This window comes from Flavihumibacter sp. CACIAM 22H1 (genome assembly GCF_001601815.1).
In the GTDB taxonomy this organism is placed as follows: Bacteria; Bacteroidota; Bacteroidia; order Chitinophagales; family Chitinophagaceae; genus Flavihumibacter.
Window position 1 is genome coordinate 1 of the sequence record NZ_LUKG01000095.1, and the last position, 11,751, is coordinate 11,751.

An 11,751-nucleotide genomic window follows, 5' to 3' on the forward strand; every position below is an offset into this window, starting at 1 on the left:
TCTTGGCCGGTTCTGCAGTAGCCCAGGATACTAAGCCCGTTAAAACAGCTTCCAAGGGCTTTTATTCCATGAAAAAGAAAGCCGCCACTTTACCTGCCAACCAGCACCCAATTGCTACAACTGCTATCAACCCTGCTGCACCCAAGGTAACCAAGGGCTATTATTCTATCGGCAAAAACAATCAAAAGTTACCCGCGCCCACAACGGTACTTGCAATCGGTACAATTTCCCCGGTTAGAAAAGGCTATTACAGTATTCAATAAGATCGCTAACAGGTTTGCCCTATAAAAAAGGCCGTTCGCCAAAAGCGAACGGCCTTGCTTTTTACAGCACCGGCGAGTGTTAGTATAAGTAGGACAGGGCTGTTTTATCGTTGTTGTTAAAGGGCCTGTTCTGACCGCTGCCAATACAGGCAAGCATCCATGAATTGGGATCGGCACCGGTTGGTGTACGAGGAATATGAATAGCGCCAACCGTAGATGCCCCTTCATTAGAGGTAGCTCCCCCACAGCTATAGGAACGGTCCATATAGTCGGTATGCCGGAAACCGATACAATGCCCGATTTCGTGGGCAAGAATGCTAGCTACTGTTGCCTGCGGCTGATTTCCGATTTGGCGTTCGGCCACCAGAACCTGTCCATAGGGATTACCCGTACTGGTCGGGAACCCAGCTGATGCCAGATACCGCGCATTCCTGGGCGCCGCCTTTATGGCAATATTTGCACCGGAACTTACGCGCCTGAATGAAATTTGAAGATTTTCTGCATTGTACCGGGCAATTGCTTCATCGGTTGCCGATACATAAGAAGCAGCCAGCTTAGTGTCTACTGAAATGGTAATTACCCGGGGTAAGCCTGTAACCAGGTTGGTGGTTCGGTACTGCTCCGATTGTCCTACCCGTAAAATAGTGCCATTATGGGAACTGCCAAGGTCAGAAGATGATAGAAAAATATCACCTTCCACGATGTAACCGCCCTCAGACGCATACATGTTCTGGGTGGAAAACCCAAGGGCTTTTACACTGTTCATAACATCGTTGGAAATAGGATCAACCTGGACCTTAGCCTGGAAGGTATGGGCGGATCAGTCATTTTACCGCTTGTATTAGACCATTATCCTGATGCATCAAACCTGAACAAGCCGGCAATACCTGGTAGAGACAGCATCAATAATACGGAACAAATCAGGCTGGATTATCCCCGGGCCGGTAACTACAGCATCCGGGTAAAAGCCGGGCTTTTAACAGGTAACAAGCAAGGCTTTGCCCTGGCCATTCAAATGGACAGCGCCGATCAGGTTCGCTTCACCTATCCATTAAAAGGTGATGTGTTAACACCGGGCCGTGCAAATACCCTCCGTTGGGAATCCTCCGATACTACAAAAGCGGATCTGTATTACCGGAGCCCGGAGAAGGACTGGGAACTGATTCAACCAGGTATTGATCTGCGAAAAGAACAGTTTAGCTGGCCGGTGCCGGTTTCTATAAACCAGTTAGAGTTTCGGTTAAGTACAGCCAGCCGGCACTATATTTCAGATACTATAACGGCTAACCTGGAAACCAGGTTGTTTACGGGCTTTAATTGTGAAGATTCCTTTCTTATTTACTGGCATCCTGTTCCGGAAGCAAGCGCCTACCAAGTATACACGGTAGGCAGTACTAAACTGGAGCCTTTTTTACGTACGGCCGACACCCTGCTGATCCAGGCTAAAAAAGACAATCCACGTACTCATTTTACTGTTGCACCAGTTTTTGATTTTAGCCGGGAAGGGAAAAAAGCCTATGCATTTGCTTATCAGAATCAACAAACAGATTGTTATATCAATAATTTTTTGGCGGATGCAAACGGAACCGGATCAGCCCGGCTTCAGTTGGAAATTGGCAGTAATTACCAGGTATCGGCAGTAAGGTTTGAACAAGCAACCAGTACCGGCATACGCACTTTACAAATACTGCCCGTTGCAACTGAACCTGTTTACACAATTACAACACCTGCATCAGATGGACTCAATCTTTACCGGGCCGTATTGCAACTCAGCAATGGCAAGGAATATACCACGCGCTGGAAATCCGTTTTCCAATTCAACACCAGCGATTTTTATGTATTCCCCTCTCCTGTTCGACGGGGTTCACCCATAACAATACTATCAAAAAACCCGGACGAAAATTTTCTTATTCTCACAGATATGACTGGCCGACAGTTAGTTCAACTGCGTTTAACCGAAACCGTTCAATCAATAACTACGCATACTTTGCCTGCGGGGCTCTATATCTATCATATCTATAAAAACAAGCGCCGGATAAAAACAGGCCGTCTTGTAATTCATTAAACTATTTCCAACAGATGTTTTGAAATACAAAAAAATAGTTCATCTTTGAATGCTCAGATTATAAACGAATAAACAATGCCCCGCTTTAACAAACATAGTAAACAACCTGCTGAAAGCCTTGCTGGCTCTGTATTTCAGCGCGGGGTAGTGTTTGTATCAACTACTTAATAAGTACATTGTACCTATAACAACCCCGCCCTTTCAAGCGGGGTTTTTTATTTCTTATCAATTAATTTTTATGCGCATTTTTCTTGAAACTGCCTGTAAACAGGCACCTACATTCCTGTATCCGATACTGTACAGTTATCGCCGAATTACCCGGCCCTACCTGGTTAAAGATTTCCGTTACGATGCAGAAGAATTTTACAGCACCCGGCCAGGCCAGCTGCCTCCTGTAAAATTTATTTATTCTGGTAACTGGGAAAAAGCCCTTGGCTTATGCCCGGTTACGCTGGCTGAATTTATGAAAACGGCAACCACCAAGTACGAAATACCAACCACAATTATGATCGGGTTTCGTAAGGTAATCGCCACAACTTTAAAAAAATGGAAAAAGAACTAACGGGCTCCTATGAATGCTCGCAAAATACGCAGGGCATACGGTTTCATATTTATGGACGAAAGCATATTGAGGAAACAGCCCTGCATCAAATGTACCAGGCAGCACGCCTGCCGGTAAGTGTTGCAGGGGCGTTGATGCCCGATGCACATGGTGGGTACGGCCTGCCGATTGGCGGTGTATTAGCAACCAGGAATGCTGTCATACCCTATGGCGTAGGCGTGGATATCGGGTGCCGTATGGCGCTTAGTATCTACGACTTAAAAGGCGTGGAATTAAAACAAAAAACCGGCTTTTTTGAACGGATACTGGAAGAGCAGACCCTGTTCGGAAGCGGCCAACAATTTGAGCGGCCTTCCGATCATGCGGTGATGGAGCATCCGCTGTTTTCTGAACTTCCCTTCCTCAGGCACCTCCACAGCAAGGCCTGGAAACAGTTGGGATCCTCGGGCAGTGGTAACCATTTCGTGGAATTCGGGAAAGTACAGATAACCGCTACGGACCCGGTTCTGGGAATGCCACCCGGCGAATGGCTGGGCGTTCTATCGCATTCAGGATCCAGGGCATTAGGGGCTAATATCGCGCAGCAGTATACTAAAATTGCTATTGCCACCCGCCGGATCAATGACAATACGAAACATTTGTCCTGGCTGTACCTGAATGAAGAAGCCGGCGCCAGTTACTGGGCGGCTATGAACCTGGCAGGAGACTATTCCGCTGCCTGCCACGAGGTGATCCATAAAAAAATTGCCCGGCAATTGGGTCGCAAACCTGTGGTAACCGTTCAGAACCACCACAATTTTGCCTGGAAAGAGCTAATAAATGGAGAGGAGTTGATTGTGCACCGCAAAGGAGCCACACCGGCAGGAGAAAATGTTTTGGGCATTATTCCCGGATCCATGACTGCACCCGGTTATATTGTAAAAGGGCAGGCAGTGGCAACCGCACTGCATTCTGCTTCTCATGGTGCCGGACGCCAAATGAGCAGATCGCAGGCTAACCAGTCCATTACGCGCTCTTCTATGAAATTATTGCTAAAACAAGCAGGTGTTACCCTGTTGGGAGGAGGCGTGGATGAAGCCCCACAGGCGTATAAGAACCTCGAAGATGTAATGGCTTGTCAAACGGATCTTGTTAGAATTTTAGGTAGTTTTCAACCTGTAATTGTACGAATGGACGGACAAAAAATTACATAAGATGGATTATCACCAGCTCGGAAAAACAGCTCTCCAGATCAGCCGCATAGGGTTTGGTTGTATGTCGCTGAAAGCCGGCCAATCAACGGCCGCTTCCCTGATTGATGCTGCCATTGACGGCGGCATCAATTATTTTGACACAGCAGATTTATATGAACAAGGCGCTAATGAAGCTATGATCGGCACCCTGCTTGCAGCCAGGCGTACTAAAATTATCCTGGCTACAAAAGTTGGTAACCAGTGGCGCCAAGATGGCAGTGGCTGGGATTGGAATCCGCGAAAAGCTTATATCCTGAAAACTGCCGAGCAATCTCTTAAACGATTGAAAACAGATTATATCGATCTTTATCAGCTTCATGGCGGAACCATCGAAGACCCTATTGAAGAAACCATAGAGGCCTTTGAACTGCTATTAACAGCAGGAAAGATCCGTAGTTATGGTATTTCATCCATCCGCCCGAATGTAATCCGGGCTTATGTAGAAAAAAGTCGCATATCCAGCGTAATGCAGCAATACAGTTTAGCAGACCGGCGACCGGAAGAAACCTGTTTTTCTTTATTAGAGAAAAACAGCATTTCCGTATTGGCGAGAGGCACACTGGCAGGTGGACTGCTTATTAACAAAGCGGCAACCGCCTACCTGTCGCTGGCGCCGGAAGCCATCCAGCAAATGCAGGAACAAATCAAAAAAATTGCCCTGCAGTATGAAGTTGCACCCGCAACCGTTGCCCTAAATTTTGCGCTGCAGCCGGCTGCAGTAAGCGCTGCTGTTATTGGTATCCGCACCATGGAACAGTTAGACGAAGCCTTAAGAGCCCTGAAGCAAACTGTACCAAGAGAGGCCTTGCAGGCATTAGCCGATACCAGCCCGGTGAATTTTTATACGGATCATCGTTAAGCCCGCCTATTCACCCGCATAAAAATCAAGCAGGGAAGCTATATAAACATCCTCCCATCCCTCCACAATATCGGCATAGGCATCGTCCGGAATATTAGTTTGCCGTACTTCCATGGATGTGCCCTGTTTATGTTCATGCAGCTTAATGGTAACAATTGAAGGAGCTTCGGCATCCTCTCCAAAATACCATTCCTGCACTATTTTTTTCCCTTTTTCGAATTCCAGGTTTTTTCCCACTATGCTATCATCCCAGAGCGAAAATTCAGCGCCGGGCTCATCAGACATAACAGCTTTTTCGCCTGTCCATAGTTGAATGGTTGCCGGGTTGGTCAGTGCAAGGTATAATTGCGCTGGTTCCACCGGTATGGTATAGTATTTTTTAAAGTCCTTCATGTGGTAAAATTAAAGAACCGGTGGCATCAGGCCGCCAGTTTATTCCAGAGCCGCAGGTAGTCGTACTGAAGATCTTCATGCAGAGACTCAATCAGTTTTTTTGACTTTTTCAACTGGCCGAGGTATAGATTCATCAGAACCGGTGTTTTTGTAACCGGCAAGCCCGAGTCTTTTAACAGGCGGAGATAATGCAATAGTAATTCTACCTCGGCTGCTTTATCCGTCATATAGCGGGCCTGTTTATTAATATTGCGCAGAATTTTACGGAGTGTTTTTTTGGCAAAATAGACCTGCGAAACATTCATAGAAGAAAAGTCTTTCTGCATTTCCTCTTTTAATTCTCCCACATAACGGCTGGTATCCTCGGCTTCAAACAGCAGGTAGCTAAGCAGTTCCTTATTCTCTTTTTTGAACTTAGCCAATCGAAGGGTAATGTCCAGCAATTTGCCTGCCGGAAGACTCTGTAAAGCTTCTTTTAGCTCGTGTACGGTAGCTGCTTTCATCCTTATTTTACGACATAGTTTTAAGCAATTTACCCCCCTTCCGCCAAACTAAAGTAGCTTTGCACCATGTCTACACCATTTTATTCGTTGGAAAATATCCTTGCAGCGTTGAAAATAAAATCGCTCAACGCCATGCAGGAGGCCTCCATTGCTGCCAACCGGGAGCATGAAAATCTTATCCTTTTATCGGCTACCGGATCGGGAAAAACCCTGGCCTTCCTGTTGCCGATCTTAAATCAGGTTGATCCACAGGCCAAAGGCACACAGGTGTTGATAATTGCCCCTTCACGTGAGTTGGCGTTGCAGATTGAGGATGTTACCAAAAAAATGGGAACCGGTTTAAAAATTACGGCTTGTTACGGTGGACATAAGCGGGAAATTGAGGAAAACAACCTGCTGGAAGCGCCTACCATAATTGTTGGCACACCGGGCCGGCTGGGCGATCATATCAGGAGAGCCAATATCCATACCGAAACCATTCATACCCTGGTGCTGGATGAATTTGACAAGTCGGTTGAATTTGGTTTTGAGGAAGAAATGTCTTTTGTAGTGGGAAGCCTACCTTCTCTAAAAAAGCGAATTTTGGTATCCGCTACCGAAGCCCTGGAATTACCGCGCTTTCTAAAAATGAGTAACCCGCATACCCTCAATTTTCTAACAGGCGAACCATCGGAAGCGCTGGCATTGAAACTGGTAAAAGCCCCGGATGCCGACAAACTGGCTACCCTCTTTCGCCTGATCTGTGCGCTGGGCAACCGGTCTACGATTGTTTTTCTAAACCACCGCGATGCGGTACAACGCACCAGTGAATACCTTAGGGAAAATGGATTGATGAATGTATTTTATCATGGCGCACTGGAGCAACCCGAACGGGATGCTGCGCTTTGTAAATTCCGGAACGGAACTTCCAATATACTGGTAACAACAGATTTGGCTGCGCGCGGGCTCGACATTCCGAATATCCGGTACATTATTCACTATCATTTACCCTTAAGCGAAGAATCCTTTATTCACCGTAATGGCCGAACTGCCCGCATGGAAGCAAGTGGTACGGCTCTATTACTGATTGGCCCGGGTGAGTCGGTTCCAGAATACATTGATCCGGCAACAGCATGGATGGAGGTTCCGGACAAGGTAGACGTTCCAGAAAAACCACAATGGGTAACCCTGCATATTGCCGGTGGCAAAAAAAACAAAATCAACAAAATAGATATAGTTGGCTTTCTTACGCAGAAAGGAGAACTCAAGAAAGAAGATATCGGCCTTATTGAAGTAAAAGATTTTTTCTCCTTTGTAGCTATCAGGAAATCAAAAATGAGCCGCACCCTACCCCTGATCGAAAAACAAAAGATCAAAGGCCAGCGGGTTAAAATTGAAATTGCAAAATAGCAGTAATTACTGGCAGAACCGGCCATCAGAAAGGCCGGCAGGAACAGCAAAAGCGTACTGATTTTCCCGAATTAGAAAACGCCGCTTGCTATCCGGTGGTACATTTGCCTTTCTAACCCGTATATAAGTCAGATGATGCCTGTTGTAAAATTTCTTGCTGCTCTTTTCGTATTCATGCCCCTATTGTCAAAAGCCCAGTCGACCGAGGCTGCCGAATTACTGATCACCGGTAAGCTAAGTGATAGCAGCACGAAAAAACCGGTGGTATACGCTACCATTAACCTGCTCGATACCTCCCGGAATATCCTGGCCAGCACCTATTCTGATGAAAAGGGATTGTTTAAACTGCTTAGCACAAAAGCCGGTGTTGAGTTGGAGATCAGTTCTATGGGCTACGCTGCCCGCCTCTACACAATTAATCGGTTAAACAGGCAGCCATTGGATCTGGCAGAGATCCTTTTAACGCCTACCGGGCAACAACTTTCCGGCGTAACCATAGTTGGGCGAAAACGACTGATTGAACAGAAACCCGGGGTATTGGTGTACAATGCCGGTAATGACCCCGGCAATAAAGGGGGTACAGCCGCCGATGTTTTACGGAAAGCACCGGTATTAAGTGTAGATGCACAGGGCAATGTGAGTATGCGCGGCAGCAGTAGCATAAAAATCCTGATTAATGGAAAGTACTCGGGCCAGATGGCGCGCAGCCCTTCCGATGCATTAAATATGATTCCTGCAGAAATCATTCAATCAGTAGAAATTGTAACCACCCCCTCTGTTAAATACGATGCTGAAGGAACGGCCGGGGTTATTAATATTATCACCAAAAAAGGAAGGAAAGATTTTACCGGTGCGTTAGAGTTCAGTGGCAGCAATATGCAACAAATGATGAACCCCCGGCTGGAATTTACAAGCGGAAAATGGAATCTTTCTTTCCACGGGCATTTACACCGTTTGCGGATCAAGGAATCTGCTGTATATGAACGGCAACAATTAGAGAATGGCATAGCGGGCAACCGGCTCAACCAGGAAATAAAGCAGGACAATTCAGCCCCGCACGGATCAGCCGATATAACCATTGTGTTTAATCCCGACTCCTTATCAGAGTGGAGCCTGGGCATAAACAGCAGTATCGGAAACTGGCCGGGCAATCAGCAGGTAAGCACCCGTTCGTTCCGTTCAGACAATACGTTGGAGGAATTTTACCAGCAGCAGGTAAAAAGTGCGGAACAGTACTTAAGCACGGATATCAACCTGGCGTATAACAGGAAATTCCGTAAAGCCGGTCAGGAACTAACGGTACAAGCGCAGTGGTCGCCCGGCAACAGCAGCCAACCCTATACCAGCCAGTTAACCGATGCCGGTAATCGTATCTTTTACCAGGAAGACAATTCCAATAAAATAAGGAACAATGAATGGACGCTACAGCTTGATTACGTACATCCCCTCAATAGCATTTTCACGGCCGAAACCGGGGCCAAAGCCATTCGCCGGAACGCCAATAACCGGTATACGGTAAGCGCCAACGAGGGCGGAACCTGGTCTATTATAGATGAGCGGACCGATCGGTTCCGGAATAAGCAGGAAGTATGGGCCGCCTATGGGCTGCTAAAGAGTACCATTACCAAAAAATGGTATACGGAAGCTGGCATACGCTGGGAATCCACTCTTATGCGCGGTGAACTGGAAACCGCCCGGCAAGGATTTGGACAGCAGTTCGGGAACCTGGTTCCGACTGCAACGGTAACGCACAAACTAAACAGCGATCAGACCCTTACACTTAGCTATACGAAAAGGATTACCCGCCCTTTTATCTTTGATATGAACCCGAATATCAATGCGGCCGATCCTAAAAACCTGGAAACCGGCAATCCCTCCTTAAGCCCGGAAATAACCCATCAACTCGAATTCGTACACGGCCTGAACCTGGGATCTGCTTTTTTTATGAACAGCGCCATCTATTGGCGAAATACAGAAGATGGCATAGTTGATTTCCGCAGAACCGATGAAAATGGCATTTCCACCTCCCGCAAAGAAAACCTGGCTGGAAATAAAAGTTACGGTCTTAATTTTTCTGCTACCAGCCTACCCTTGCCCTGGTGGAGCATTAACAGCAACGTGAACATCAACTATCTTTCTTTTAAAAGTGATGCGCTGCAAATTGTAAGGGATGGATGGGCTGCAGACCTTGACCTGAATACGGCGTTTAAATTGCCCAGGAAATACAGTTTACAATTGGCGGGTTCCTTAAATACCCGGAAAATTGAACTGCAGGGCGCTTCCTCCAAACAGTATTATTACAGTTCAGCTATCAAAAAAGAATGGGCTACCCCGAAGCTGGTGCTGACCTTGTTGGCGGTGAACCCATTTAATTCGTATATACCACAGGAAATTGAAATGCGTACACCACAGTTTTATTCTTACAGCCGGAACCGGTATTACCTGCGAGAATTTAAACTGACGCTTAACTGGGAATTCGGGGCTCGTATGAACAGCAGGGAGCGAAAAAAAATCAGCAATGACGATGTGAATTCCGGTAACAAAGGATAACCCAACTTCTTCCATAAAAAACGGCCCGAATAATTCGGGCCGTTGCATTTAGCGGGTTGGTTTTTCGAGTGTCCTGTACTAATCAAATTAAGAGCCACAACTGATGCAGCCATCCTGCATCGTGCACACCGCACCTTCCGCAATAGTTGTCTGATCCACTACCGGTGTCATATTTTCTCCACCCTGCTTTTCTACCGTAAACTGAACCGCTTGTGCAGCAGCCTGGGTACGCAGGTAATACATGCCTGTTTTTAATCCTTTTTTCCAGCCATAGAAATGCATGGACGTTAGTTTGGAAGCAGTGGGATTACTTACAAACAAGTTCAGGCTCTGGCTCTGGCAGATATAGGCACCCCGATCGGCCGCCATATCTATCAGGGTCCGCTGTTTTATTTCCCATACTGTTTTATACAGTTCGCGAATTTCTTCCGGTATGCTGGTGATTTGCTGAATAGATCCATTGGCAGCAATGATCCGGTTTTTCATATCATTATCCCATAATCCAAGGGCTACCAGATCTTTCAACAGGTGTTTGTTTACGATCACAAATTCTCCGCTCAATACCCGGCGGCTGTAAATATTAGAGGTATACGGTTCAAAACATTCATTATTTCCCAGGATCTGCGAAGTGGAAGCGGTTGGCATAGGAGCTACCAGTAATGAATTACGTACTCCAAATTCCATTACTTCTTTACGCAGGGTTTCCCAATTATGCCTGCCCGAAGGAGTAACATTCCACAGATCGAACTGGAATTTACCCTTCGACAGAGGCGATCCCGCAAAAGTTTCATAAGCACCCTGTGTCTTTGCCAGGTCTTTGCTGGCCGTCATAGCAGCAAAATAAATGGTTTCGAAAATATTGCGGTTAAGGATAGCCGCCAGTTCCGATTCAAACGGTAAGCGTAGCAGTATGAATACATCTGCCAGCCCCTGTACTCCCAATCCAATAGGGCGGTGACGCAGGTTAGAGCGTTCGGCTTCTTCTACGGGATAGTAGTTTACATCAATTACTTTATTCAGGTTGATGGTTACCTGGTAGGTTACCTCGTATAATTTTTCGAAATCAAATTTGCCTTCATTTACAAATCTTGGTAAGGCAAGGGATGCCAGGTTACATACAGCTACCTCGTTGGCATCGGTGTATTCCATGATTTCCGTACAGAGATTGGAACTTTTAATGGTTCCGAGGTTTTGCTGGTTGGACTTGCCATTTGCAGCGTCTTTGTACAACAGGTAAGGAGTACCGGTTTCGATTTGTGCATCCAGTACGGCAAACCAGAGTTCCTGTGCTTTAATGGTTTTGCGACCTCTTCCTTCTTTTTCATAGCGCTCGTACAGGGCTACGAATTCATCTCCGAAACAATCCTGCAGGCCGGGTGCTTCGTTGGGGCAGAAAAGAGTCCAGTCGCCGTTTTCTTCCACTCTTTTCATAAACAGGTCGGGGATCCAGAGTGCATAAAACAGATCGCGTGCTCTCAACTCTTCTTTACCATGATTTTTACGGAGGTCAAGGAAGGCAAACACATCGGCATGCCAGGGCTCCAGGTAAATAGCAAATGCTCCTTTTCTTTTGCCACCGCCTTGGTCTACATACCGGGCGGTATCATTAAATACCCGCAGCATAGGAATAATTCCGTTACTGGTACCATTGGTTCCACCGATATAACTACCGGTTGCACGAATATTATGAATAGCCAGGCCGATACCACCCGCACTCTGTGATATTTTAGCGGTTTGTTTAAGGGTATCATAAATACCATCTATGCTATCGTCTTTCATGGTTAGCAGAAAACAGCTCGACAACTGTGGTTTGGGCGTACCGGCATTAAACAGGGTGGGAGTTGCATGGGTAAACCAGCGTTCACTCATGAGGTGATAGGTTTTAATAGCCTGTTCCATATCCTGTTTGTGAATACCAATGGCCACCCGCATATA

At 46.4% G+C, this 11,751-nt stretch carries 11 protein-coding genes; 7 read left to right on the forward strand and 4 right to left on the reverse strand.

Annotated features, from left to right (window positions below; translation table 11 throughout):
- Nucleotides 1-263: hypothetical protein (locus A1D16_RS18970; protein WP_290712438.1), on the forward strand; the 263-nt coding region annotated here is incomplete at its 5' end.
- A 79-nt stretch (nt 264-342) separates the two neighbouring features.
- Here the strand turns inward: A1D16_RS18970 and A1D16_RS18975 are convergent.
- Nucleotides 343-1,029, reverse strand: coding sequence for a M57 family metalloprotease (locus A1D16_RS18975; protein ID WP_290712440.1), 687 nt, complete (start codon nt 1,027-1,029; stop codon nt 343-345).
- Between the two features lie 45 nt (nt 1,030-1,074).
- Between A1D16_RS18975 and A1D16_RS18980 the strand changes: the two genes are divergently transcribed.
- The 4 genes from A1D16_RS18980 to A1D16_RS18995 all read left to right on the forward strand — a co-directional run bounded on the left by A1D16_RS18980 (nt 1,075) and on the right by A1D16_RS18995 (nt 4,981).
- Nucleotides 1,075-2,328: a T9SS type A sorting domain-containing protein gene (locus A1D16_RS18980; protein WP_290712442.1), complete on the forward strand. Its 1,254-nt coding sequence runs from the start codon at nt 1,075-1,077 to the stop codon at nt 2,326-2,328.
- A 238-nt stretch (nt 2,329-2,566) separates the two neighbouring features.
- Complete coding sequence (locus A1D16_RS18985; protein WP_290712444.1) at nt 2,567-2,890, forward strand: hypothetical protein; 324 nt, start codon at nt 2,567-2,569, stop codon at nt 2,888-2,890.
- Nucleotides 2,875-4,083 (forward strand): RtcB family protein, encoded by a 1,209-nt coding sequence (locus tag A1D16_RS18990; RefSeq protein ID WP_290712446.1) that lies wholly within the window; start codon nt 2,875-2,877, stop codon nt 4,081-4,083. The genes A1D16_RS18985 and A1D16_RS18990 overlap by 16 nt, the downstream gene beginning before the upstream one ends.
- Before the next feature lies 1 nt (nt 4,084).
- Nucleotides 4,085-4,981, forward strand: a complete 897-nt coding sequence (locus A1D16_RS18995) for an aldo/keto reductase (RefSeq protein ID WP_290712448.1) — start codon at nt 4,085-4,087, stop codon at nt 4,979-4,981.
- Between the two features lie 6 nt (nt 4,982-4,987).
- On the opposite strand, the gene A1D16_RS19000 is transcribed toward A1D16_RS18995, so the two are convergent.
- The gene (locus A1D16_RS19000; RefSeq protein ID WP_290712450.1) at nt 4,988-5,374 is read right to left on the reverse strand and encodes an SRPBCC domain-containing protein; all 387 of its coding nucleotides are present in this window, start codon (nt 5,372-5,374) and stop codon (nt 4,988-4,990) included.
- Between the two features lie 26 nt (nt 5,375-5,400).
- Nucleotides 5,401-5,877 (reverse strand): hypothetical protein, encoded by a 477-nt coding sequence (locus tag A1D16_RS19005; RefSeq protein ID WP_290712452.1) that lies wholly within the window; start codon nt 5,875-5,877, stop codon nt 5,401-5,403.
- A gap of 66 nt (nt 5,878-5,943) precedes the next feature.
- Here A1D16_RS19005 and A1D16_RS19010 point away from each other — a divergent pair, with 66 nt between their 5' ends.
- Both A1D16_RS19010 and A1D16_RS19015 read left to right on the forward strand, forming a co-directional pair.
- Entirely contained in the window at nt 5,944-7,266 is a 1,323-nt protein-coding gene (locus A1D16_RS19010; RefSeq protein WP_290712454.1) for a DEAD/DEAH box helicase, read from the forward strand.
- A 132-nt stretch (nt 7,267-7,398) separates the two neighbouring features.
- Nucleotides 7,399-9,816 (forward strand): outer membrane beta-barrel family protein, encoded by a 2,418-nt coding sequence (locus tag A1D16_RS19015; RefSeq protein ID WP_290712456.1) that lies wholly within the window; start codon nt 7,399-7,401, stop codon nt 9,814-9,816.
- A gap of 87 nt (nt 9,817-9,903) precedes the next feature.
- Here the strand turns inward: A1D16_RS19015 and A1D16_RS19020 are convergent.
- The coding region (locus tag A1D16_RS19020) for a ribonucleoside-diphosphate reductase subunit alpha (RefSeq protein ID WP_290712458.1) at nt 9,904-11,751 on the reverse strand (1,848 nt) is incomplete at its 5' end.

Coding starts and splice junctions, on each gene's coding strand:
- A1D16_RS19000 (WP_290712450.1), bottom strand. CDS start 5,374: ATGAAGGACTTTAAAAAATACTATACCATACCGGTGGAACCAGCGCAA.
- A1D16_RS18980 (WP_290712442.1), top strand. CDS start 1,075: ATGGGCGGATCAGTCATTTTACCGCTTGTATTAGACCATTATCCTGAT.
- A1D16_RS18995 (WP_290712448.1), top strand. CDS start 4,085: ATGGATTATCACCAGCTCGGAAAAACAGCTCTCCAGATCAGCCGCATA.
- A1D16_RS19015 (WP_290712456.1), top strand. CDS start 7,399: ATGATGCCTGTTGTAAAATTTCTTGCTGCTCTTTTCGTATTCATGCCC.
- A1D16_RS18975 (WP_290712440.1), bottom strand. CDS start 1,029: ATGAACAGTGTAAAAGCCCTTGGGTTTTCCACCCAGAACATGTATGCG.
- A1D16_RS19010 (WP_290712454.1), top strand. CDS start 5,944: ATGTCTACACCATTTTATTCGTTGGAAAATATCCTTGCAGCGTTGAAA.
- A1D16_RS19005 (WP_290712452.1), bottom strand. CDS start 5,877: ATGAAAGCAGCTACCGTACACGAGCTAAAAGAAGCTTTACAGAGTCTT.
- A1D16_RS18985 (WP_290712444.1), top strand. CDS start 2,567: ATGCGCATTTTTCTTGAAACTGCCTGTAAACAGGCACCTACATTCCTG.
- A1D16_RS18990 (WP_290712446.1), top strand. CDS start 2,875: ATGGAAAAAGAACTAACGGGCTCCTATGAATGCTCGCAAAATACGCAG.